This is a genomic window from Nitrososphaera sp., from assembly GCA_039938515.1.
Lineage (GTDB): Archaea > Thermoproteota > Nitrososphaeria > Nitrososphaerales > Nitrososphaeraceae > Nitrososphaera.
On sequence record JBDUUL010000024.1, the window covers coordinates 177092 to 199536 of the forward strand.

Genomic DNA, 22445 nt, shown 5'->3' on the forward strand with positions numbered 1-22445 from the left:
AAAGGAATAATCCCTTTCATTGGCCGCGAAAAAGCGCCCGAAATCTTGGCCAAATCAGGTTTGAAAAAACACGGATGAGCCGCCAGTGATTATCTACTAGAATCCAAGAAGGCTAATAACTTCTAGAAATTACTTTAGGAATGACAGTAATAGTAGAGTGCTCTGTCTTCAAACTTCACAGAGTTTTTTGAAGTTCATTTACTGTGATTTGAGAAGTATATAGCTCGAGCCCGCGACGGTAGTCACAAGAAGTTCATTTTCATAATCTACAATAGCATGGCGTTTACTTTGCACGGGCGATGCATTCGAACAAATACTTCATCATAGCATCAGCGCTTGCAGCAGTGCTATTAGCGGCTGGCTCTCTGCCTGCTATATTCACTCAGGCGTCGGCTGCCGACAGCTCTGCCAAGACGGCGACAAAGATACGGCACCTCGTGGTCATTTTCCAGGAAAACGTATCCTATGACCATTATTTTGCAACATATCCCAAAGCTGCCAACCCGACTTCCGAGCCCGCATTTCATGCAAGACCCGATACTCCTTCCGATAACGGCCTTTCATCAGCCTTACTCTATTCGAATCCAAACCTGGTGAATCCATTCCGGCTTGACAGATCGCAAGCAGTCACCTGCGACATGGATCATGATTACAAACCCGAGCAACTGGCCTACCATGGCGGGCTCCTTGACAGGTTTGTGCAGGAAACCGGAACTAATGGAACTGGCTGCAATCCTGATGGGAGCACGGTAATGGGCTATTACGATGGCAACACCGTAACGGCACTCTGGAATTATGCGCAGCGGTTCGCGATGAGCGACAATTCTTTCGAGACGACATTTGGTCCCTCAACACCTGGTGCACTCAATCTTATCTCCGGTCAGACGCACGGCGCGACCCCGACAAACATCACGGATACAGTCGTCAATGGAACCGTGATAGGCGATCCGGACGGCACATACGATGACTGCTCCGGCACCACAAAAGTCGCCATGAACGGCACGAACGTCGGAGACCTGCTCAGCGCCAAAGGCGTGACATGGGGCTGGTTCCAGGGAGGCTTCAAGCCGTCCAGCGTCGTGAATGGCACAGCAGTCTGCAAGAGCTCGCACGTAAACATTGCAAACGCCACTGTAACAGATTACAGCGCGCACCACGAGCCCTTCCAGTACTTCAAGTCAACCACCAATCCTCATCACCTGCCACCAACTTCCGTCGGAATGATTGGAAAGACCGACCAGGCAAACCACCAGTATGACCTCAGCGACTTTTGGTCTGCAGTCCAGAACGGCACCATGCCAGCCGTAAGCTTCCTAAAAGCTGCAAAATACCAGGACGGCCATGCAGGCTATTCGGACCCGCTCGATGAGCAGCACTTTCTTGTCGACACTATTAACAAGCTTCAGCAATCTCATTATTGGGAAAGCACTGCAGTCATTATCCTATACGACGACTCTGACGGATGGTACGACCATGTCATGCCTCCAATAGTCAACCAGTCCAGCGACCCAGCTAATGATGCGCTAGCAGGCAGTGATCTGTGTGGACATGCGCAGCCCGGCGCCTATCAGGACCGCTGCGGCTACGGGCCTAGACAACCATTCCTTGTGATTTCACCATACGCCAAAGAGAACTTTATCGACCACAGCATTACCGACCAGAGTTCAGTCTTGAAGTTCATTGAGGAGAACTGGAACCTCGGGACCATTGGAAACCAGTCCTTTGACGTCAAGGCCGGTTCCATTGCAAACATGTTTGACTTTTCAGATCCAGACATGCACAAGTTGATCCTAGATCCTGCTTCTGGCAACCCGTCCGGCAAGAAAATCTAGAGGGCCGGGCCTCCCCCTTTTTTCTTTCTAAAATTCAAAGAACCGCAGCATAAGAACGATTTCCAGAAATCGTACAATAAGTTCATATCAGCAGTTTCATGATTTTGCAGCAGGTTGGCGATCTATCGCTTCACGGTCTACAAGAGTCCCAATCTGGGAATTTTCGTAAAGGCAAACGACAGCTACGTGCTCGTGCCGCATGGGTTTGCAGAAACAAAGACCGGCAAGCTATCCGAGTATTTGCAGGTTCAAGAGATTACCGCGTCAGTCGGCGGCACCCGGCTCCTGGGGCCCATGACCGTGATAAACAACAACGGCATTCTCCTTCCTCCCATTGCTTCCGACCAGGAGCTTGAATCTCTGAAAAAGTCAAGCAAGCTGAACGTCGAGAGGCTCGAAACAAAGTACACGGCAATAGGAAACCTTATAGCTGCTAACGACAACGGCGCTCTCGTATCTCCCCTGCTGAAAGGCGAGGTAGACAGGCAAATCCGCGACGTGCTTGGAATCGCGCCGACTACCATGTCCGTGGGAGGGTTTGTCCAGACCGGCTCGATGGTCGTGGCGACAAACGGCGGCGCCGGCGTCCATCCAAAGGCGACAGAGGATGAAGTAAAGGCGATTTCAGAAGTGCTCCAGGTTCCTGCCGAGCCTGTGACGATAAACGACGGCGTGCCGTTTCTTTCTTCCGGCGTGGTGGCAAACACCAAGGCGGTGGTCGTAGGCAGCCTAACAACAGGGCCGGAACTGATAATGCTGAGCAGGATATTCAAGGCCTGAGACATGGTACGCCCGCGCGCCAGTTCTAGAAAGGCTGGCAGCATGATAATAGAACTGGTGTGCGTTGGAGATGAACTTCTTTCAGGAATCACCCTCAACACCAATGCTCACTGGCTCTCGTGCGAAATAGCGAGTTTGGGAGCGTCAGTAAGCAGGGTAACTACCATAGGCGACAGCATACAGCTAATCGGTCGCGTGCTGTCAGAATCGCTTGCCAGAAAGCCAGACATGATAATAGTTACTGGAGGGCTCGGAGCCACCTATGACGACCTAACGCTTGAGGGGCTTGCAGCCGCTCTGGGAGTAAAGACGCAGCTTGACCGGAGCGCGGTCAAAATGTTAAAAAGGAGCTATTCAAGGCGGGGACTGCATTACACTCTGGACCCGGTGCGGCTCAAGATGGCAACAATTCCAGCAGGGTCTACGCCAGTTCAAAATCCGGTCGGAAGCGCCCCGGCAGTAAGCGTGAAGTCAGGCCGCACACAGATTTACTGCCTTCAGGGGGTCCCAGGCGAGATGGAGGCGATCTTTACAAAATGCATTTCGCCGGTTATCAAAAAGCACGTCGGGCCTTTTGTTGTGCGCGAGGAGAACTATGAAGTAGAGGGGGTAAGCGAGGCCATGCTTTCCCCGGCTCTGACGAGAATCGTGAGTTCTGTGCCCAGGAGGGAACTGTACCTGAAAACCCATCCCCACGGATACGCCGGGACCACTCCGAGGTTGCGCATCCAGATTGTCTGCCGCGGCACCGACGCGAGGGCAATAGCAAAACGGCTTGGAGATATCTCGTCCATGCTCCTTGCGCAGGTGGCTGAGCTTGGCGGGCGAGTAATTGTGCTAAACCAATAGCGCGCTGCGGGAGCTCAGGTTACCGGAGTGAGCCAGAGGGGGCTGTATTTTTCATCGTTTCCGTGAACGACCCGCTCAAAAGCAGCCTTGAGCTGCTTCGTAACTGGGCCGGCCTTGCCGTCGCCTACGCGCCTGTGGTCAATTTCACCTACTGGCTTGAGCTCCGCGGCCGTTCCTGACAGGAACACTTCATCGGAGGTGTAAAGCTCGTCGCGTGAAATGTCGCGCTCTTGGCATTTGATTCCCTTTTCGCGGGCGATCGTGAGAAGGCTGTCGCGGGTAATGCCTGCAAGCGCGCCGGAACTCGTCGGAGGAGTCGATAGCTCGCCGTCTCTGACAATAAAGATGTTTTCAGCGCTTGCCTCAACTACCATGCCTGCAGAGTTGAGCATTATGGCCTCGTCAAAACCGGCCTTGAGAGCCTCGACTCGTGCCAGGGCAGAATTTGCATAATTGGCGGTTGCCTTGGCGTGCATCGGGAGCGCCTTGCCGTCTATTCGCACCCAGGAGGAGGTCATGAGCCGGGCGCCCATCCCGTCCGGCTTTAGGTACTCGTCCCATTTCCATACCGCAATGGCAACCGAGACCTTGTTTGGCATCGGGTTTACCCCCATCTTGCCGTAGCCGTAGAATGCTATTGGGCGGATGTAGCACTCTTCCATCCTGTTTGCCTTCACCGTTTCAATGATGGCGCTGCATAGTTTGTCCCTGCCGTAGCCTCCCATGTCCATGAAGTAGATTTTTCCGCTGTTTATCAGCCGCTGGACGTGATCGACGAGGCGGAAGATGGCGCTTGAGCCCTGTGAAGTCTTGTAGCAGCGGATGCCTTCAAACACCCCAGTCCCGTAGTGCAGCGCATGTGTAAGGACGTGGACCTTGGCCTCGTTAAAGTCGACCATCGCGCCATTGAACCAGATCTTGCCTTCAGAGTCTGGCAGTGGAGACACGGACGAGCCTGAACGGCTGCTCTTTTCGTCAGATATTATTGTCATTACTTGGATATCATCCTCGTGCGGATTTTCTTGCGAGTCGAATGTATGGCCTTGACCGCCTCTGCAACGCTGGAGCCTTTGTCCTCGACGACAATCAGGATTCTAGAGTTCTCCTCCTGCGCGTCAATATTTAATATGTTGATGTCATGCTCGCTTACCGTGCTGCTTGCAGTTGCGGCAATCTTCGGAACCCTCCACATCTGGTCGCCAATGAGCGTCACTACGCCTCTGCCGTACACCATCTCGGCCTTATGATGGTACGCCCTGATGTGCCTTTCATACTTTCTGACATAGTCGGCGTCGAGAAAGAGGATGCGCGTTATTTCCGTGTCGTCTATCTTGTAGGGCGACAGCTTTACAAAATCATGATACTGCCTGTCGCGTTCAAGCGCCGCCAGAAGGTAAGAGGCGGAAATGCTCTCAATCCGCACCAGCGCGCAGTTCTTTTTTCCGGTGACAATCCTTATGGGATTCTCAGACGGGTTTGAGGGGGGCGAGCGCATGATGGTGGTCACGGCTTCTGAGGGCTTTGCCATGTCGGTGATGACGATGGGAATGTCAAGCTCCAAGTCGTCAATCTCCTTGATGGCAATCGGGTCTAGAATCTTCATCCCGAACATTCCGGCAATCTTGGCCTCGTTGTAAGAGAGGAAGGGCACGAAATCAAGATCTTCCTTTACTATCCTTGGGTCGGCGCTCAAGACAGCGCTGTCTTTTTCAAAGTCAAGTTTTACCTGATAATTGCCGTTGTCGTGGAGCAGGATGGCGATATCGGCTGCCGTTCGGTCGGTGCCTCCCCTCTCATAGGTTGTCTCAAGGCCGTCAACCGTCTTGCCAATAAAGCCTCCCATCGAGACAACGTCATGGCGATCAACAAGGTCGAGCAGGTGATCGATGTTTTGCTTTGACTCGGCGAACATAAAGTTGGCAGCCTCAAAGTTCTCGTCGGTTATTACGGGCCAGCTCTCGATTGAAACGTGCGCGGATTTTATTCCCTGGCTCTGCATGACATAGTCCATCAGGTACGACATCGTAACCTCTCCGCTGTATGCTAGCGTCCTTGACCTGATAACGTCCACAAACCGCCTGTTCTCCGCCGCCTGCTTTAGTGAAATTATAACTTGGCGGTAGAACCTGTCAAGATGGTTCAGGAACTCCTTGTGTAGCGGGCTGCCTGCAAGGTACTGCTCGGCGATCTTTTCGTAAACCTCGCGCAGCGGTTCGATCTCAAGCGGAGGCGTCGAGGTGGAATAGTTCTTTCCGAGTCTTATCGCGACGTCAGTCATCGAGACGACCTTGCCGTCGCTTTCGGCAAGGGGGGCAGAAAACACGGCGACTACCTTGGATTCCTTCTGCATTTGCTTTATCCGCTCAATAACCTTGGGAATCAGGGTACCGTTGGCGCCAAGCGCGCTCCCACCAAATTTGGCGACTGTTACAGCTGTCAATGACTGCGTCTCCCTCAGCAAAGTCGCAGCCGACCTTATATTAAACATAGGTCATAAAGCATGCCGGGCAGAGGTAACCGGCAGGCCTGCCTTCCCTTTGCATAGCCTTCAGCCGTCGGGGCCTTCCTGGAATCGTCTGACCGGCAGCATGCGCACTGACGATATGCTCATATCATCCTAGAGCGAACAATGGTCAGTGTCCGATACAAGCCAGCTACTTGTCAGGCGGATAAGGGACGGGACTGTCATTGACCACATCGAGGCCGGCAAGGCGCTTGTTGTTCTGCGGGCCCTGAGCATTACCGGGCGGGAGGGCAATGTCATAACCGTTGCAATGCATGTTCCAAGCAGCAAGCATGGTACCAAGGACATTATCAAGGTTGAAAACAGGTTTCTTGAAACAAGCGAGACTAACAAGCTGGCGCTTGTCGCGCCCAGGGCGACTATCAACATCATCCGCGACTACAAGCTTGTAGAGAAGCGCAAGATTCAACTTCCAGATTCGATTGTCGGCATCTTCAAGTGCCCAAACCTAAAGTGCATAACAAATAGCGGCGAGGACATCAGGACCATAATAGACATCATTGACAAGCAAAAAGTTGTCTTGAAGTGCAGGTATTGCGCGCGTGCGCTTTCCATCGACGAGCTAGTTTTCTGAGGCCAGACCCGGACGTCGGATCCCTGGCAGGCTGCCAGACTTGGGCCTTTCTGCCCTGTTGAGCGCTTTCCACCCGACGTTGGGCCGCTACCCCGAGGAGCGGTCAATGGCAAAGTGGAAGCCTATCAAGGGGCTAAATAGGCATGCGCTTAGCGCAGCAAGCCTGTATTCGTGCAAATATGCAAGGTAAAGGGTTACCCCAACACCCGTCATGATTTCAATCCACGTGCAGGTGCAGAGCATCAGCGCGATGGACTTGACTGACATGTACCACAATAGCGGCGCTTCAACTATTTCATTTTTTTTCCAGATCGCTTGCCGGTATGCCGCTTTCATCCCGGACATTGGCAAGCCGCTTTGAGACCTTGAACGCAAAGCCGAGCCCCGAGAATAGCGCAACCATGCCCCCGATCGCAGTGTACATGATTTCCGCCTTCACCACGTAGTTTAGTATGAGGATTGCAGTTATCGCCGGGACTGAGAGTACGACTGCGACTATCGCGCTAAGCGCAAAGACTCTTGTCGTCGTCATCCGCCTCTTGTTCTTGTCTTCGCTGTTTGAGCCCGGCAACGGACATGATGCACGCCGTTTCGATATAAAATTGTGGTGTCCCCACCCGGAGAGTCATTCTCGCCCGGACTGGTACTGCTCGTAGGTATAGCTCCGCCTGCTGCCAAAGGGCCTGAAGGGCCGGCCGTTTCCGTGATAGAATTTGGAGAAGAACTCGACGTAAATAAGCCTGGCTCCCTGAATTCCCGGTTCAAATACGCCGAGAATGATGTTAAAGATGTGGCCGATGAAAAATATCAGGACGCCGAGGATCACGTAAGGGATGCTGTGGTGGAGCGTCTTTACAAAGATATAGTCAATGACGTCGGCAAGAATAACTGAGGCAAGAAGAATTCCAACAATTCTTGTGTACGAAAGGATGTGGCTGATAATCGAGGGAAGCTCCATTATGGCCCTCACGCCCTCGCCGTAGAACATCAGCCCGATGCCTCCAAGAATCAGGGCAAAGTAGCCGACTCCTTCGATGTGCCGCACTGGATTTACATGCTGGTGGTGCAGTAACGCGAGTCCAAGCAGCACTATCCCCCAGCCGAAAACCAGCCAGCCCAGCTTGCCAACTACGTGCTTTTTCTCGCCTTCCCGAAGGCTGTTCAATATGCCAAGGATTAGGCCAAATGACACCATCCCGAGGCCGACGTACCCGCTAAAGAGCAAGAGTTTTCGCAACCCGTATGTCCCGATGGGATCCAAGAACGCGCCATCAGGGGGCAGGTGCGTGCCAAAGTGGTCGTTCAAATAATTAAAGAGGTACTGGTTCAGGTGAAACCCAAAGTAGAGGTTGAAGCAGAAACCAAGGATTATGGCTATTATTGCGCCCGGCGTCATCGCCCTTGCAAGCTTGACCATCTGGACCGGTTTTAGGATTGTCAGGGCGAACTTGCGGAGCGGAGTGGGCATTATGTTGATATCGCGCTTGCCGCCATCCACCCTGCGTATCACCCAGCGCGAGACGAGCAGTATTACCGTCGCATAGCCTACGTCTCCGAGCATCAGTCCGTAAAAGACTGGAAATATGAGCCCGAAAAGCACTGTTGGGTCAAACTCGTCGCCGGAAGGCAGCGAATAGAACCGCACGAACGACTCGAACACCTTGAAGCGCCTGGGGTTTGCCATCAGAGTCGGCGGGTGCTCTTCCGTCTTGAGTTCGTAAACCACCGTCGTGTTTGCGGTGTGCTTTTGAAACGAATTTCTTAGCGGTCCGACACTGGATCTTGGGACCCAGCCTTCCACCGCAAAAGCATCCGTGGTGGATCCCGAGTTCTCGATTACCTCAAGTTTCTTGTTCTCTATCTCGAGCTGCTCCTCGACGCTGACAAGTTCAGCCATGTGGGATTTTGAAAGTGCCGCAAGTTCAGAATCAATGTGGGCCAGCTGGGACTTGAGCTCGCTGAGCGTTTTGCTCTGCTCCCTCACGATTTCAGAGGGCTTGCCGCTGAGTTTTGGAACGGGCTCGATGTGGACCCCGTGCGTCTGGACGGCCGTGGCAAGCGCGTGTGAAGGGTAGCGAGGCGACACTACGATAATTACGCGGACTGCGCTCTTGCCGTTGGCGTCCTTGTCCTTTCGCTGCCGTTCTGCAGGCGCGGGGTTTGCGTACAGGACTACGTCCTCCCCGTTGGGCCCGACCAGCGCATGCCGGAACGATTCAAACTTTTCGAAAGGGACCCTTCCAAAGAAAGAGCGCGCGGACCCTAGATTCAAAATTCCAAGGTCCTCCGGAAAGAATGAAAATTCGTCAAGAAGTCGGATGTTGTTTTCAAGCTCGCTCAGGCGGGTCAGGAGGTTTTCGCGCTGGCGCTCAAGCGACGATACTGCACCGTCGATGTCGATTGAGTGGGCCTTGTCCAGAACCTCTTCTATGTTGCTAAACCTTACTCGGCTAGAAACCGGGACGGCAGGAAGCACGCTTGTCATGCCTCTGATTCGCAGCAGCTGGTCCGAGACCTGCCTGTGAAGCTCGCTTCCCTTGTCCGTCCGCAAGACCGCGCCTGCATCCTTTGACAGGGGCTCAAGCTGGGCGATGTGCATGTCGTGGAGTATCGAAATTACTACCTGCCGGTATTTTTTCAGGCCCACTATGGCTATCCTGACCATGGGCACAGGCTTGAGCGGCGATGACCGAACCAACTTTTCTCTCTTGACAGTCTCGGCCATGCGCGCTTACAGCCCCGAAAGCAGGATTTCGATAATCTTGTCAGTCGACGACTTTGTGTCAAGGTGGCTGGAAATCGACTTCGCTTTTTCGTTTGCGTCGCGAATGATTTCGCCGGCCTTCTCCTCAGCCTTTTTTTTGGCTGCTTCAACCGCGACAAGCACCATTTGCTCGCCGGCGGCATTTGCGGCTTCTATTGACCGGGCCAGATCTTCGTCCAGTTTTTTCATCTCGTTCTCGACAGTGTGGCGATGTGCTGCAACCTCTGCATCGGCCTTTTCTTCAAGCTCCTTGATGCGCTTTAGCGACTGTATGTAGCCGTCCTGCTGACCTGCAGACATTCGGTCTAGCTACCCACTCCGAAAAAATGCTTGCCAAAGTACAGCATAGCTATCGCCGTGGCGATAATGTTTCCCATCCTGAAATATCGAGTGATCAAGTAGAATTTTTTCTGCTGCGGGTTTGCAAACCTTCGGCCGCCTTCAGCTGGCACTGAGAGTTTCCTCCTCAATGTCACCATGCGCCGCCTCTTCCAGCTCCAATTCTTCCCGTTCGCCCATCTTTCTCTTGACCGTCTTGAGCATGATGAAAGTGTCGCGTTCCATCTCGTCAAGACGGAAGGTGATGAACTTGACTGCGGCCTGGAGCCTTGGGATAAACACGTTTTCAATGGCGTTTGACTTTCTCTTTGTCTTTTCAATTTCGTGGAGCAGCTTTCTCAGGGCGGTCTCTTTCTCGGCTACGTCAAGCACTATCCTGTGAATTTGCTGATACGCCTTGATGGCTTCGTTTATTGATGCAGGGAGCTCGAGCAGGTATTCTGAATAGACCTCCTCCATCTTGCCGCCGGCCAGTTTGGGGATCCGCACGCCCATGACGCTCTTGGAAGTGACTTGAAGCGCGCTCATTTGGGGTATCTTCATTGACTCATTTTCAAGCCGCATAGAGCCTGCAAGTATCTCGGCCATCCTGATGCTTTCATACCCCTTTACAAGTTCCGCCTGCAAGCTGCTGCGAAGCGCGGCGGCTGTTTTGCTGGTGTTGAAGAACTCCAGAATCAGCGCCTGGCGCTTGAGCTTTAGGAGTTTCAATCCTTTCTTTGCTATTGCTATCCTGCGTTTTGTGCGGATGTATTCCAGCCGCGTCGGCCTGATGTTTGCGCTTGCCGGCATTGCCTATGCCTCCACCTTTGACTGCTCCCGGTTCTTGCCGTATTTTGCAATGAATTCAGGCTTGATTCTTTTCATTTCAGATTCCGAAAGTTCGCTTAATAGCTCCCAGCCGATCTCAAGCGTCTGCTCGATTGATCTGTTTTCATCGACGCCCTGGTTTACGAATTTGCGCTCAAAATTGTTGGCTATTTTCAGGTACTTTCTGTCTGTCTCACTGAGCGCCTCTTCGCCGACTATTGCTGCAAGTGCCCTTGCGTCCTTTCCCTGGGCGTATGTGGCATAGAGCTGGTCGGCAAGGCTCCTGTGGTCCTCCCTTGTCCTGCCCTTGCCGATGCCCTGGTTCATGAGCCTTGAGAGGCTCGTAAGCACGTCAACAGGCGGCTGTATCCCGAGCCTGTGCAGGTCGCGGCTCATGACAATCTGGCCCTCGGTGATGTACCCTGTCAGGTCGGGTATTGGATGGGTGATATCGTCAGCAGGCATTGCAAGAATAGGGATCTGGGTCACGGAACCTTTTCTCCCCTTTATCTTGCCAGCCCTCTCGTAGATAGAGGCAAGGTCGGTGTACATGTAACCGGGATAGCCTCGTCTGCCGGGCACTTCTTCGCGCGCTGCAGCGATTTCCCTTAGTGCCTCGCAATAATTTGTCATGTCGGTTATTATCACGAGCACGTGCATTTCCCGCTCATATGCAAGAAACTCGGCAGTGGTCAGAGCAAGTCTCGGCGTGAGGATGCGCTCCATGGACGGGTCAGATGACAGGTTGAGGAACAGCACGCTTCTTCCAAGCGCACCGCTTTCTTCAAACTGCTTGATGAAAAAGTTGGATTCCTCGCTCGTGATCCCGATGGCGGCAAAGACGACAGAGAAGCTCTCGGAAGAAGCCAGCACCCTTGCCTGCCTTGCTATCTGGGAGGCAAGGAGGTTGTGCGGGAGACCGGCGCCGGAAAATATCGGGAGTTTCTGCCCGCGGACAAGGGTGTTCATGCCGTCAATGTTTGACATTCCTGTCTGGATAAATTCCGAAGGCTCCTCACGCGAGTAGGGGTTGATGCCGGAGCCTACCAGGTCGAATTTTTGCTTTGAGACGATCCGGGGCCCGTTGTCTCTTGGCTTGCCGAGGCCGTCAAAAGTCCTTCCAAGCATCTCGTCTGAAACGGAAAGCGTGGCCGTCTCGCCGAGGAATTTTGTAGTGGTGCCCGTCACGCCTATCCCATAAGTTGGCCCAAAGACCTGGACGATTGCAAGACCCTGGCGGGTGTCGAGCACCTGCCCCTGCCTCCTGTCGCCGTTTGCAAGCTTGATTTCGACCATCTCGCCGTAAGCAGCGTCGGTGACTCCTTCGACAAACACGAGCGGACCGGCGACCTTTGAAAGCGTCTTGAAGGCGACCTTGGACATTTCTAGCGAGTCGCCTCCACGAGCAGTGAGCCGAACTGCTGCTTCATGCTGGACCGGATCTCCCCGACGAGCTGCTCTACCTTCTCCTCCTTAGTCCACTTGATACTTGAAATTGCTTTGCGCACCTCAAGCGAGCCTACCTTTGAGGAAGAAACGCCGCTCTTGATTGCATCGCCTTCCATCCTGCCAAATTCAAGTATGGCAGAAAGCATGAGGTACTGCTTCTTGATCGAAGCATATGTATCTACTTCGTCGTATGCGCTCTGCTGCAAATAGTCCTCCCTGAGGGAGCGAGCTGTGTCAAGGACGCCTTTTTCCGGTTCCGGCAGCGCATCGTATCCTATCAGCTGCACGATCTCCTGAAGCTCCGATTCCCTCTGCAATATTTCCAATGCCTCCTTGCGAAGGGCCGACCAGTCTGCAGATACGTTGGTCCTGTACCATTCATTCATGTCGTCTGCGTACAGCGAGTAGCTCGTAAGCCAGTTGATGGACGGAAAGTGCCTGCGAGATGCGAGACTCGCATCAAGCGCCCAGAATACCCTTGTCACCCTGAGCGTGTTTTGCGAGACCGGCTCTGAAAAGTCGCCGCCGGGCGGCGAAACTGCTCCGACAAGCGTCAGCGAGCCAACGCGTTCTTCGGGCGACACAACAATAGCCTTGCCTCCTCGCTCGTAAAACTCTGCTAGCCTCCTTCCCAGGTACGCGGGATAGCCCTCCTCTCCAGGCATTTCTTCAAGCCTGCCGGAAATTTCCCTCAGCGCCTCGGCCCAGCGCGATGTGCTGTCTGCCATGAGGGCCACGTCATAGCCCATGTCGCGGTAGTATTCGCCCATCGTGATGCCGGTGTAAATGCTCGCCTCGCGGGCTGCGACAGGCATGTTTGAAGTATTTGCAACAAGAATAGTCCGCTCCATCAGGGGCCTCTTTGACTTTGGGTCCTCAAGCTCCGGAAAGGTAGTAAGGATTTCGGTCATTTCGTTGCCCCGCTCGCCGCAGCCGACATAGACAATCACGTTGCTGTCAGCCCATTTGGCAAGCTGCTGCTGGGTCACGGTCTTGCCGCTTCCAAAGGGCCCGGGGATGGCGGCAGTCCCCCCCTTTGCCAGCGGAAAGAACGTGTCAAGCACGCGCTGGCCGGTAAGCAGAGGAGACTCTGGCGGCAGCTTTTTCATAACGGGCCGCGGCATCCTTACCATCCACCAGTGCGATAGCGATATGTCCACCTGCGGCGACGGAATTCCGGACTGTGTCTTCACAGAGGCGACGTTTTCGTTGACGGTATAGCTCCCCTCTGTGACCTCGGTCAGTTGACCCTCGACACCAAATGGGACCATTATCTTGTGGATAATGAGGGGCGTCTCTTCGACCTCGCCGATTATTTCTCCGGGGCGAACGCTCTCGCCTCTCTTTTTTGTCGGGACAAACTTCCACTTTTTCTGCTGGTCAAGCGCGGGGATTATGCTGCCTCTTCCTATAAAGTCGCCACTCTTTTGCCGGAGCACGTCAAGCGGGCGCTGGATTCCGTCGTATATTGACTTCAAGAGGCCCGGTCCTAGCTGGAGCGACAGCGGCCTTTTTGTGTTGATTACCTTTTCGCCGGGGCGGAGCCCTGTGGTGTCTTCGTAAACCTGTATCGTAGTCTTGTTACCTTCAAGCCGTATTACCTCGCCCAGGAGTCCCAGCTCTCCTATCCTGACTACGTCGTACATTTGCGTTCCCTCAAGGCCGGTGGCAACTACCACCGGGCCCGAAATTCTTGAAACCGTTCCAGATGATGCGGACATACTATGACGGCATCTCCCAAACCATGGAGTTTTTGATAAAGCTGATGGGTATCAATTCCAAATCACCTAGCTCATCTTGATGTTTATCCCGAGGACCCGCTTTGCCAGAGAGGCGATTGACTCTTCCTCGACGTTTCCCTTTAGAGACGGCATGAACAGCACGAGAGGCTCAAGGGACGAATCGACCTTGGCCTTAAGAACGGAAGGCAGCGCCTCGCGGACCGAGTGGCTGGCAATTATCAGGGCGTACTTGTGGGAGGCAAGCAGCGACTCCATTGTCTTGTAGGCCTGCTCCTTTGAAGAAACGATAAAGGTCTCGTCGATTCCGAGAAGCCTGTAGCCTATCACGAGTTCGCGCTCGCCTATAACGGCGATCTTGCCGGGCTGGTCGGTCTTTGCTGTTGAAGACATCAGGACGCCGGCCCTCCCTGCCTGTCTGCTTTTTCAAAAAGAAGCATAGAAGAAATCCTCTCCGGGGGCAGCTCGTACCGCTTGCCATAAGCAATTCTCTTTATGTTATCCCATTCGTGCTCCGAGGTAATGATAAAGTAAAAGATGGAGCCAATCGACAATGCCACGTTTTTCAGGCGCTTTACGTAATGCAGTGTAATCATTTTGTCAAACGCAAGTTCAAGGTCAATCAGGCTGCGAGTTTTTGAAAAACCGGTCATCACGCTGCCCAGCGGAATTCTCGCCTCGATCCGCGACGCGGACTCGGAAATGTTTTTTGAGTTGAAAATCTCTAGCAGTTCGGCACTGGTTATATTGCCTCCTTCGACAAGATGCTTGCCTACAAGTTCCTTGTCCATATTGGATTCTTGGGCCTTTAGCACCGTCATGACATTCTGCTTGTCAATTTCCGTTCTGGCCATCTCCCTCACCACTCCCTCGTCGCCCTGGAAAAACCTGAGCGATTCTAGCAAGTTCCTGTAGTAGTACGAGCGGAGCGCTGCCGTCATTGGAGCGAGGTCTTTTGTCTTTTGATACTCGTCAAGGTATTGGAGCATTACAGTGCCGTAGCTGTACTTTACAAGATGGTTTACCACGGCTTCCACGGTCGTCTGGCCAAGGATCAGCTTCATCTCATCGTGCGAGATATTGCCTGCAGTAATGCCCGCGGGAAAGTTTCTGCTCGAGACAAGAAAGGGTTCTGTCTCCGTCACTGTCCTGCCCAGGCTCTTTGACGACAGGATAAGCTCAATGTTGCGAATGTCCCACTTTAGCAAGTAGGCCTTTACGGCGGCCTTTCCGTTAAACGGCGTCGCCTCCAGGGCTATCCTGTTCGTGTCGACAAGGTGTCTGTTAAGCGCGACTTCCAGCAACTCTGGCGGCTGGTAGACAGCAGACGCCCGCTCGATTTCAGGTCCATACCATGTCTGCTCAAGCGCCTTTGTCATTTCATTGATATCCTTTGCCTTGAGAAGATTTTGCATGATGAAATCCTCTGACAAAAAGCTGACGGATAGGGCCTGAAGGCGGCCAAAGGAAGACGCGTACTGCGATGCGGGCAAGCTTACGTTATCATCCTCTCCAAGAGTAGGCTCTTTATCTCGTCCTCGTGTGTTCGCAAGAGCTCCTCAAACGTCATGTCGATTTCTCTTGCGCCTTTCTTGTCCTCTACGATAACGCCGCCGATGGTCTTTATCGCGGAGCCTAGTGAAACTCCGCGCTGATCTTTTGCAAATACGGCCTTGTCTGCTTCTCTGCAGTGGACGACGACTTCGCCCCCGAGTTTTGTCTTGGCGTACTCTACCATCCTAGAGAGGACACTCTTGTAGTCGGGTTTTTGGGTATAGGCAGCCAGGCTTTGCCGGATCGAACCAAGCGATGTTTCAAGGTTTGAGTTTATTGCATCAAAAAGCACCTTTTTTGCTTCAAGCCGCGACTCCTCCACTATCCTTGCGGACTCTTTTTCCGACCTGACCTTGGCGTCAGTTGCATACTGTGCCTGAAGCCGGGAGACGGTTGAGTCGCGCCGGGCTTCATTACTGGCCTTCTTTTCGGCTAGCGAGGCGTCAAGGTTTTTTATCTCTTGGCGCGTTCTTTCCTGTATTTCTTGGACGAATGAGTCGAGACTCATTATCTATGACATCACTCTTCCAAGTTCACTTCCTTGGACTCTACAGGATGCCAAGTAGCAGGATTATTCCCAGCACAAAGCCAATGATCCAGAGGGTTTCAGGAATTACAAAGAAGAACAAAACCTGGCCGAACTTTTCCGGTTTTTCAGCGATTATGCCCATACCGGCAGCTCCAATACCCTGCTGAGCGTTGCCGGTTCCGATTAGACCGCCAGCTATTGCAATCGCAGCGGCTATGGCAAGCAAAGGCTTGGTCAGGGCCGAGCTAGATGAGCTAGTTGGCGTCTGTGCAAATGCATGCGAGAATGTCAGAGAAAATACGGCGACGCCCAGGGCGAAAACAAGTGCTGTAGCTGACAATTTGGTTCGCAACTGTCTCTGCATGATCAGATAGGGTCACAATATGATGGCATATTAATAAGAATTACCTTATAGAATGTTTCCTAAAATTGCAGTTTGTTGCGAATTCTCAATGCAGCGTAAGAATTGATTGCGACACAGTTCCATTCTTGCAATTTTATTAATTCATGATTTTTGCAGCAATCTCAAGAAATCGTTCGCATTGAGAAAAGAGATCGCAGCTCACTTGGACGTCATGCTAGCGCTCAACTCTGCACGCCCTCAGACAAGTGCTCGTCCAGGGAGAGGTGCCTGTCAAGCCCGGCGGGCGGCAGGTGTTTGTCCGCCCGGATATACTCTTCTGAAACCCCGACCTTGTTTCCGGTCTTTCTGACAAATCCTTCGCGCTCTAGAATGTCAAGCGCTGCCTTGATGGGCTGCCTGTTCTCCACTATCTTTGCAGGAAGAACGCTGTTAAGTTCCGCCTTGTGAAACGGCTTTTCTCTAGGCAGTTTATCCAGAACCTGAAAGAGCGTAGAAGAGCGATCTTCGAGACTGCCAAGAGCAATCCTCCCCGGCCGGCCTGAACCCCTTGTCACCAGCGCAAGATATCTGGAGTTTGACTTGTTGAAGTAATAGTGGTATTTCCCCTTCAGGCCCTTGATCATTTTCGATGCCTCCCTGGACTCGAGCAGCTCGTAGCCCTCGGGAACATAATTTTGCAGCACAGCCGCATCGTCGATGGCCTCGCTTTTCAGGCCAGAAGAAATCACTATTTCGACGACGCCGTCAACAACTGAGAGTTTCAAGTTTTTCGGCATGTCGTCAAAACTGGTTATTGGTGTGCGGTTGCCCTCCTGGTAAATCCTGTATTGCCTGACGTTAGAAATCTCGACGTCACCGTTCTGGATGGCCATCCTGTGCTGCCCGACGCCAACGACAATAGACACTAAGAAAAATAGCAACCCAGTATGCTATTAATGCTTCGCTTTAGCGTGCGTAAGCTTTATAGCTTACCTTAAGCTACGCAGAGCTATGATAAGCGTTCGGGTAAAAACCCAGACTCTCGAAGTTGCCATCTCTTCGCCTAATGACACGCTCGCGGACATCATCAAGGCAGCTGTAACCGTGGCCGAGTCGCATCCAATTCAAAACAGCCTGCAGACTCCCATATTCCTCAAGTCTGTCGAGCAACCAAAAGAACAGCAGAAACAGCTGATGGTGTTCGAACCAGAAAACTCTGCCCCTGAGAAGGCTGAAATGTCCGAGCCAAAGCGCAAGAAACTGGCAAGTGGAAAAGGCGAGCGAGCCATTGCTTACAACAAGACAAAGGAACTGATAGACAAGGACTTTTTCAGCACAGGGAGACAGATAGGCGAGATCCAGCAGTCCCTCTCGCAGAAGGGTTACGGAGTCAGCAGCAGAAAGCTCGCCGATGCGTTACTCATGCTTGTCAGAGATGAGGTGCTGGTCAGAGAGGGAGAACGGGGGAGCTACACCTACAGGAAACCATGAGCGCCCTTTGCAGTCCTAAATATTAAAATTGACGATGACTCGTCGCTACAAAGAGCGGTAGCAAATGGACTACGGTGTGTTTTATTGAGTAAAGTCAGTATGCCTGTCAAGATTTTTGGAACTGTACTATCTCACGGCGTCAAGGGAAGGGCGCTCACGCAAGAAGCTTTCAGAACACTGGCAGAATCGCGAGACACTGACGAACTTGTCACGAGGATGAAAAACACGGTATACCTTGACGCGCTTACTAAGATGACAAAGCCATATAGCGCCGAAAAGATCGAAGGCGCTCTCCGGGAGTACCTGGTCAACAGCCACTACAAGATGGTCAGTGTGACTGGCGGATCCGGCGTTTTGCGCGCTTACTTTGTGCGGTACATCACTTGGAACCTAAAGCTGGTGCTGAAGGGAAAGGCACTCGGCAGGGTGTCGGAGGAAGTCGTCCCGGGCATCAACCTGAGGGCAGAGGAGCTTCTGGGAAGGCGAGACATCATTGTAAAGGCCATGGTGGCCAAGACCCTTGACGAGGCCGCGGCTGCTCTTGCAGGGAGTGAATTTGGAGAGGACGCCTCAAAAGCCGTTGCACCGTACAAGGACAAGGGCGACCTGAGGGTTTTTGATGTCTTTATCGATCATGTGTTTTACCGCGGACTGGGCCGCGCGCTCGCACTAGAGTCCCAGTCGCCGGGTGTAAAGAACATCGTCGCAATAGATCTTGATTCGTACAACATACTGGCCGTGCTTAGAGGCAAGTACTGGAACCTTGCCGCAAACGAAATAGAGGGACTCATCGTTTCGACTACATCCACGATGCCACGCGAGTCGCTTCAGAAAATGGTTAACGCGGAAAATATTCACGAGGCAATGTCGGAACTCTCGGCAACCATTTACAAGGAGATTGTTCCGCAGGGCGGCTCGGGTGCCGACGACATTTCTTCTATCGTGACTCTCGAGTCGGGATTTGAGACGCTCCAGCTGAGGCGCATAGGCAGCGCTTTCAGGGCGACCTTTAGCGTTGGGACGATGGTCGCAGCACTGAAGCTGATGACGCTTGAGGTGAGGAACCTTTCCGCGATTGCTTCGGGCGTCGAGCAGAAGGTGCCCGTTGAGAAGATTCTGGCAAACATCATCAGGATGCCATCTTCATAAAAGACGCCAGCCATCAGGCCCATTCTTGTGGTCGCCAGTCGTAAAGTGCAGCGCGCCCTGCCTGCTTCATTGAGCTGCGCGCCAGCTCATTTTTGTCCTTGATTGCCAGGCTGCTTTGGTCCTACTTGGCCTTTTTTGCGGCACTCTCTGCGGCCATCGGTCGTTTCTCGGTCCTCCGCTCCTCGGCTGTCAGATGCGGGTCCTTCCAGATGATGTTGGTATAGAGCATCTTGGGTAAAATCTTCTTAAACTCCACTCCCTCGCCAGAATACCATTTCGGGAACCATTCGTAGAGGTGGAGCCTGATAGTCTGGATGTAGACAATGAGCCCCTCAATCATCATGATGCCGATGTTTCCACCGATTAGAATGGCAAGGTTGTGGGTGTTCTCGTACGACTTGTTGACGGTGACAAGAAGCGCGACGTGCACAAGAAGCATGATGCCAAGTCGGGTATAGCTGATAATGTTGGAGAGAACCTCTATGATCCTTACAAGAATCACTTCGATTATGAGGCCCATGAGCCCGCCTCCCTCGCCATGCCCGTGAGCCTCGGCAATGTCTTCTTCCTTCTTGCCGCCGTAAATCATCACGGCTACAGTGGCAATGATAATTGGCGGTGCGGCCTTGGCGACGACCTCGACGGTGACCCACTTGCCAAATGCGTAGGTAAGCCACGGAATGGTTTCGGTATGGTGCTTGCCTCCGATTCCAAACATCCCGATAATGTCATAGCCGGAGCCGATGGCTGCCAGTATCAGTGCAAGCACTGCGCCGAACTGGATTATCGAAGGTATGTCGTGGGTATATGCCCTGAGCTTGTCATTTTCCTTGAGGCTCCTCGCAAGCCGGAGAAAGTATGCCATAAGCAGGTGGACTATTCCAATTGCCACTGATACCTTTAGAATCTTGATTACTTCTGGAAACGTCAGGTCAGATACGTTGAGGATTCCCACGATACTTCCCAGCGGGCCTACCAGCGGGCCTATAACCTGAAGCTCCGAAATGTGGAATCCAAAAAAATCACCAGTTGCAAGCCCGGCGATACTGGCAGCCGCGCCTGACGCGGCGATAAGGGTTCCCCAGGTTCGGATTGAGCCGTTGCCCCTGACCCTAAGGAGCATCCCGAGCCCGAACAGCAGAAGTCCGTGCCCGAGGTCTGCAAACATGAGGCCGTAAAACAGCGGCCACACAAACGCAATGATAGGCGTCGGGTCCACCTCATCGTATCGGGGAGTGCCCTGGGTCTGCGTTACCACCTCAAACGTCCGCGTGTACTTTTTGTTGGTAAGAAGGGTGGGCAATGTCTTCGACGGGTCGGCGAACCTGTCGAACTTGACGTCCTCGATGACCGACACATAGTCCTTTGTAAGGTCCTTGAACCGTTTTTCCATCGTGTCCGGAATGTAGCCCTGAATTACCGCAAAGTTCTCCGTTCCTCCGGGCTTTCGCGTGACTTCAAGCACGTCCTTTGCAGCCCTCGCGGCCTCGTGCAGCGAGAGGAGCTTTGGCAAAAGCTCGACGTTTAATTTTGAAATTGATTTTGAAAGTACCAGAGAGCGCGCCTCGAGTTCCTTTACCTTTGCGTGCGCCTGATTGTATGCGGTTTTCGGGTTCTGCGACATGCTCGACGGTATCTGCAGGGGCTGGGTGTCGAAGCTGCGTAACACCTTGATAATCCGCTCGGAATCATCCCTAGAGCCCACTGCGACAAGGGCGGACTTGGTGTCGTTAAGCCGGGTGACGACCAGCTGTATTCCCTCAAGGCTGCGCCGGATTTCGGCCTCATCTTTTGAGTCGATTACAAAGATTTCGGCGTAAAAGTGCTTTAGTTTTCGGAGCGAGCCCAAGTCGATGTTGAGACTTGCAGCCATGCCAAGCGCCGCCTCCACGTTCTTGTTCTCCTCGAGCTGCTTTGTGACGCTGCTCCGCTCGGAGAGCAATTCCTTTGGCTTGGCCAAAAGGCTGGCCGCGTTGTCCTCAAGTTTGGCTATAAAGTCCTGGATATCTGAAATCTCGTAGCTGGTCTTGCCCGTCGGCGCGCCCTTGAACATTGTTGCCATGACGCCGGTTTCAAGCGGAATGGAGAGGGCACGTATTACCTCATCAATATCCTGATAAAGCCTCTGGGCTTTGAGCAGGAGGTCGTCGAAATAGGGATTTGGGTGGTCAGAAGTTGTCTGGAGCGGATGAAACCATTCCAGCTCTGCTATCTTGCTCACGGCCTCCTGAGCCTCGACCCGGGGCAGAATTATTGCTGCCTTTTTCAGTCTGGCAAGTACCATATTGTTATTGCAAATTTTGCAAGGTAAAACGCTTTAAAATGTTTCCCTTTCTCAGCACCAGATGCTGACGTGTTCGGGGCGGCACCTGCAGGGCTTCGACAAAGGGCGGCAGAAAACGGCGTCATGTCGAATGAGCGAATTGACGTAAAAGAGAGAAAAGGAGAGGTATCAGTCCTACTGGCCTAGGATGATAAACATCATGACGATACCGTAGATAGCTATGGACTCTACCATACCTACGAAAATGAATACCTTTGACTGCATCTTTGGGTTGTCGCTGATAGCCGCAAGGCCTGCTGCTCCTACGAAGCCAAGGCCGACGCCTGCTCCGCCTGCCGCAAGGCCGAAGGCAAGACCCGCGCCAAGATATTTCGAGCCGGCCGCAGACGCGTTGGCGCCCGCGTTAGCACCCTGCGCAAAAGCCGACTCGCCAGAAGCCAAACCTGAATAACCAACTAGGGCAATAACTATAGCTGCCGCCGCTGAAAAAATTAACCGCTTAGAGTTCTTTTTCATTTGAGGGCACAGCGAATAATGCCATATTTAATTATAACGAGGTGCGAATTTTGTAAATAATTGTCAGGCCTTTGAGAGGGCCTTGGTCTTGCTTGAGGAAATGCCGTCCTTGATTTCCTGCACCATAGAGTCGCGTTCACTCTTGAGTGCAGCCTTTGCTTTCTCAAAGTAGGCGGAAATCTCGTCAGCAGCTGTATTTTGCTTGCTCACTTGGTGGACACCTTCTCCTGAATCAGGGGTGCTGCCTGTTTTTTCTGCTGCTCGGTATGCTGCATCTGCTCTGCGGTCTTTCTCTTGTCAAGTACCACTTTAACCTTCTTGAGTCGCACGAATTCTTCGCGCTCGCGTTCCTCAAGCGTGGCCTTGATAAAAATCATGGACTCCTGATACTGTGGAATTATCACGTATTCCAGCGCGTTGATAAGTTTCTGCGTGCGTTCAAGTTCCTTTGCCAGGCTGAAAATTGCATTCTCGTACTCGGCGGCCTTGCAAACGGCAGGGAGCATGGTCTTGATAAGCCTCGCCGCCTTGTCTACGGTGGCATTTGTCTCGGTAAACCCGTAGGACAGCTGGCTGCCTTCCTTGGTCTTTACCTGCAGGGTGGGGATCTTGACATCAACTATCCTGCGCACGTTGACGTCTACTTCCATAACGCTTGGCGTAGAGTTTGCAGTGGCCTCAAGCGTGCTTGTTCCAAGGCTCATGTACGAGTTGTAGACTGCGGTATATATCTCGCCCAGTGGGTTCCAAATGTCCTCTCTTGCCTTGTTGGCCTCTTCTATCATCTCGTCTATTTTTTTGAGGAGCACTTCTCGCTTGTCGTCGAGGATCTTGTGCACCATCCTTGCCACTTGCATCGAGCGCCTTATCTTGATAAGCTCGATTTTGGTTGCAGTTGCTCTTCTTCCAAAGGACATTC

The 22445-nt window shown here is 52.8% G+C and carries 25 protein-coding genes; 6 read left to right on the forward strand and 19 right to left on the reverse strand.

The genetic code is table 11. The features are described 5' to 3' along the window. The first annotated feature begins 299 nt into the window (after window positions 1–299). The 3 genes from ABI361_13540 to ABI361_13550 all read left to right on the forward strand — a co-directional run bounded on the left by ABI361_13540 (window position 300) and on the right by ABI361_13550 (window position 3461). The gene (locus tag ABI361_13540; protein MEO9321684.1) at window positions 300–1832 is read left to right on the forward strand and encodes an alkaline phosphatase family protein; all 1533 of its coding nucleotides are present in this window, start codon (window positions 300–302) and stop codon (window positions 1830–1832) included. Window positions 1833–1946: 114 nt separating this feature from the next. Next, a complete protein-coding gene (locus tag ABI361_13545) occupies window positions 1947–2612 on the forward strand; it encodes a translation initiation factor IF-6 (protein ID MEO9321685.1) in 666 nt (221 codons plus the stop codon). A gap of 42 nt (window positions 2613–2654) precedes the next feature. Beyond that, window positions 2655–3461 (forward strand): molybdopterin-binding protein, encoded by an 807-nt coding sequence (locus ABI361_13550; GenBank protein ID MEO9321686.1) that lies wholly within the window; start codon window positions 2655–2657, stop codon window positions 3459–3461. A gap of 14 nt (window positions 3462–3475) precedes the next feature. Here ABI361_13550 and ABI361_13555 read toward each other — a convergent pair whose 3' ends face one another. Further along, a complete protein-coding gene (locus ABI361_13555; GenBank protein MEO9321687.1) occupies window positions 3476–4453 on the reverse strand; it encodes a branched-chain amino acid transaminase in 978 nt (325 codons plus the stop codon). Beyond that, window positions 4453–5901 (reverse strand): aspartate kinase, encoded by a 1449-nt coding sequence (locus ABI361_13560; protein MEO9321688.1) that lies wholly within the window; start codon window positions 5899–5901, stop codon window positions 4453–4455. Before ABI361_13560 ends, ABI361_13555 begins: the two co-directional genes overlap by 1 nt. Window positions 5902–6097: 196 nt before the next feature. Between ABI361_13560 and pyrI the strand changes: the two genes are divergently transcribed. Further along, the gene (gene pyrI, locus ABI361_13565; protein ID MEO9321689.1) at window positions 6098–6559 is read left to right on the forward strand and encodes an aspartate carbamoyltransferase regulatory subunit; all 462 of its coding nucleotides are present in this window, start codon (window positions 6098–6100) and stop codon (window positions 6557–6559) included. Window positions 6560–6646: 87 nt separating this feature from the next. Here the strand turns inward: pyrI and ABI361_13570 are convergent, their stop codons facing one another. The 13 genes from ABI361_13570 to ABI361_13630 form a co-directional block, all read right to left on the reverse strand. Continuing rightward, window positions 6647–6826 carry a hypothetical protein gene (locus tag ABI361_13570; GenBank protein ID MEO9321690.1) on the reverse strand — a complete coding sequence of 60 codons (180 nt, stop codon included), beginning with the start codon at window positions 6824–6826 and terminating at the stop codon, window positions 6647–6649. Between the two features lie 28 nt (window positions 6827–6854). Continuing rightward, window positions 6855–7130 (reverse strand): hypothetical protein, encoded by a 276-nt coding sequence (locus ABI361_13575; GenBank protein ID MEO9321691.1) that lies wholly within the window; start codon window positions 7128–7130, stop codon window positions 6855–6857. Window positions 7131–7184: 54 nt separating this feature from the next. Then, a complete protein-coding gene (locus tag ABI361_13580; GenBank protein ID MEO9321692.1) occupies window positions 7185–9284 on the reverse strand; it encodes a V-type ATP synthase subunit I in 2100 nt (699 codons plus the stop codon). Window positions 9285–9290: 6 nt separating this feature from the next. Beyond that, window positions 9291–9623, reverse strand: coding sequence for a hypothetical protein (locus ABI361_13585; protein MEO9321693.1), 333 nt, complete (start codon window positions 9621–9623; stop codon window positions 9291–9293). 5 nt (window positions 9624–9628) lie between these two features. Next, entirely contained in the window at window positions 9629–9775 is a 147-nt protein-coding gene (locus tag ABI361_13590; protein MEO9321694.1) for a hypothetical protein, read from the reverse strand. Then, window positions 9765–10454 carry a V-type ATP synthase subunit D gene (locus ABI361_13595; protein ID MEO9321695.1) on the reverse strand — a complete coding sequence of 230 codons (690 nt, stop codon included), beginning with the start codon at window positions 10452–10454 and terminating at the stop codon, window positions 9765–9767. Before ABI361_13595 ends, ABI361_13590 begins: the two co-directional genes overlap by 11 nt. Window positions 10455–10457: 3 nt before the next feature. Then, window positions 10458–11855 (reverse strand): V-type ATP synthase subunit B, encoded by a 1398-nt coding sequence (locus ABI361_13600; protein ID MEO9321696.1) that lies wholly within the window; start codon window positions 11853–11855, stop codon window positions 10458–10460. 2 nt (window positions 11856–11857) lie between these two features. After that, the gene (locus tag ABI361_13605) at window positions 11858–13642 is read right to left on the reverse strand and encodes a V-type ATP synthase subunit A (GenBank protein ID MEO9321697.1); all 1785 of its coding nucleotides are present in this window, start codon (window positions 13640–13642) and stop codon (window positions 11858–11860) included. A gap of 66 nt (window positions 13643–13708) precedes the next feature. Continuing rightward, window positions 13709–14053 (reverse strand): V-type ATP synthase subunit F, encoded by a 345-nt coding sequence (locus tag ABI361_13610; protein ID MEO9321698.1) that lies wholly within the window; start codon window positions 14051–14053, stop codon window positions 13709–13711. Continuing rightward, entirely contained in the window at window positions 14053–15153 is a 1101-nt protein-coding gene (locus tag ABI361_13615; GenBank protein ID MEO9321699.1) for a V-type ATPase subunit, read from the reverse strand. Before ABI361_13615 ends, ABI361_13610 begins: the two co-directional genes overlap by 1 nt. Window positions 15154–15155: 2 nt before the next feature. Beyond that, entirely contained in the window at window positions 15156–15722 is a 567-nt protein-coding gene (locus tag ABI361_13620; GenBank protein MEO9321700.1) for a V-type ATP synthase subunit E, read from the reverse strand. Between the two features lie 40 nt (window positions 15723–15762). After that, a complete protein-coding gene (locus tag ABI361_13625; GenBank protein MEO9321701.1) occupies window positions 15763–16083 on the reverse strand; it encodes a F0F1 ATP synthase subunit C in 321 nt (106 codons plus the stop codon). A gap of 245 nt (window positions 16084–16328) precedes the next feature. Further along, complete coding sequence (locus ABI361_13630) at window positions 16329–17012, reverse strand: hypothetical protein (protein MEO9321702.1); 684 nt, start codon at window positions 17010–17012, stop codon at window positions 16329–16331. An 85-nt stretch (window positions 17013–17097) separates the two neighbouring features. Between ABI361_13630 and ABI361_13635 the strand changes: the two genes are divergently transcribed. Then, entirely contained in the window at window positions 17098–17577 is a 480-nt protein-coding gene (locus ABI361_13635) for a hypothetical protein (protein MEO9321703.1), read from the forward strand. 99 nt (window positions 17578–17676) lie between these two features. Continuing rightward, window positions 17677–18726 carry a V-type ATPase subunit gene (locus ABI361_13640; GenBank protein MEO9321704.1) on the forward strand — a complete coding sequence of 350 codons (1050 nt, stop codon included), beginning with the start codon at window positions 17677–17679 and terminating at the stop codon, window positions 18724–18726. Window positions 18727–18847: 121 nt separating this feature from the next. Here the strand turns inward: ABI361_13640 and ABI361_13645 are convergent, their stop codons facing one another. The 4 genes from ABI361_13645 to ABI361_13660 all read right to left on the reverse strand — a co-directional run bounded on the left by ABI361_13645 (window position 18848) and on the right by ABI361_13660 (window position 22443). After that, the gene (locus ABI361_13645; protein ID MEO9321705.1) at window positions 18848–21010 is read right to left on the reverse strand and encodes a V-type ATPase 116kDa subunit family protein; all 2163 of its coding nucleotides are present in this window, start codon (window positions 21008–21010) and stop codon (window positions 18848–18850) included. 174 nt (window positions 21011–21184) lie between these two features. Beyond that, entirely contained in the window at window positions 21185–21526 is a 342-nt protein-coding gene (locus tag ABI361_13650; protein ID MEO9321706.1) for an ATP synthase subunit C, read from the reverse strand. A 63-nt stretch (window positions 21527–21589) separates the two neighbouring features. Then, window positions 21590–21736, reverse strand: a complete 147-nt coding sequence (locus ABI361_13655) for a hypothetical protein (protein ID MEO9321707.1) — start codon at window positions 21734–21736, stop codon at window positions 21590–21592. Next, complete coding sequence (locus ABI361_13660; protein ID MEO9321708.1) at window positions 21733–22443, reverse strand: V-type ATP synthase subunit D; 711 nt, start codon at window positions 22441–22443, stop codon at window positions 21733–21735. The genes ABI361_13655 and ABI361_13660 overlap by 4 nt, the downstream gene beginning before the upstream one ends. Window positions 22444–22445 lie beyond the last annotated feature (2 nt).

Coding starts and splice junctions, on each gene's coding strand:
- ABI361_13540 (MEO9321684.1), top strand. CDS start 300: ATGCATTCGAACAAATACTTCATCATAGCATCAGCGCTTGCAGCAGTG.
- ABI361_13550 (MEO9321686.1), top strand. CDS start 2,655: ATGATAATAGAACTGGTGTGCGTTGGAGATGAACTTCTTTCAGGAATC.
- ABI361_13555 (MEO9321687.1), bottom strand. CDS start 4,453: ATGACAATAATATCTGACGAAAAGAGCAGCCGTTCAGGCTCGTCCGTG.
- ABI361_13570 (MEO9321690.1), bottom strand. CDS start 6,826: ATGTCAGTCAAGTCCATCGCGCTGATGCTCTGCACCTGCACGTGGATT.
- ABI361_13580 (MEO9321692.1), bottom strand. CDS start 9,284: ATGGCCGAGACTGTCAAGAGAGAAAAGTTGGTTCGGTCATCGCCGCTC.
- ABI361_13585 (MEO9321693.1), bottom strand. CDS start 9,623: ATGTCTGCAGGTCAGCAGGACGGCTACATACAGTCGCTAAAGCGCATC.
- ABI361_13595 (MEO9321695.1), bottom strand. CDS start 10,454: ATGCCGGCAAGCGCAAACATCAGGCCGACGCGGCTGGAATACATCCGC.
- ABI361_13600 (MEO9321696.1), bottom strand. CDS start 11,855: ATGTCCAAGGTCGCCTTCAAGACGCTTTCAAAGGTCGCCGGTCCGCTC.
- ABI361_13605 (MEO9321697.1), bottom strand. CDS start 13,642: ATGTCCGCATCATCTGGAACGGTTTCAAGAATTTCGGGCCCGGTGGTA.
- ABI361_13610 (MEO9321698.1), bottom strand. CDS start 14,053: ATGTCTTCAACAGCAAAGACCGACCAGCCCGGCAAGATCGCCGTTATA.
- ABI361_13620 (MEO9321700.1), bottom strand. CDS start 15,722: ATGAGTCTCGACTCATTCGTCCAAGAAATACAGGAAAGAACGCGCCAA.
- ABI361_13635 (MEO9321703.1), top strand. CDS start 17,098: ATGATAAGCGTTCGGGTAAAAACCCAGACTCTCGAAGTTGCCATCTCT.
- ABI361_13640 (MEO9321704.1), top strand. CDS start 17,677: ATGCCTGTCAAGATTTTTGGAACTGTACTATCTCACGGCGTCAAGGGA.
- ABI361_13645 (MEO9321705.1), bottom strand. CDS start 21,010: ATGGTACTTGCCAGACTGAAAAAGGCAGCAATAATTCTGCCCCGGGTC.
- ABI361_13650 (MEO9321706.1), bottom strand. CDS start 21,526: ATGAAAAAGAACTCTAAGCGGTTAATTTTTTCAGCGGCGGCAGCTATA.
- ABI361_13660 (MEO9321708.1), bottom strand. CDS start 22,443: ATGTCCTTTGGAAGAAGAGCAACTGCAACCAAAATCGAGCTTATCAAG.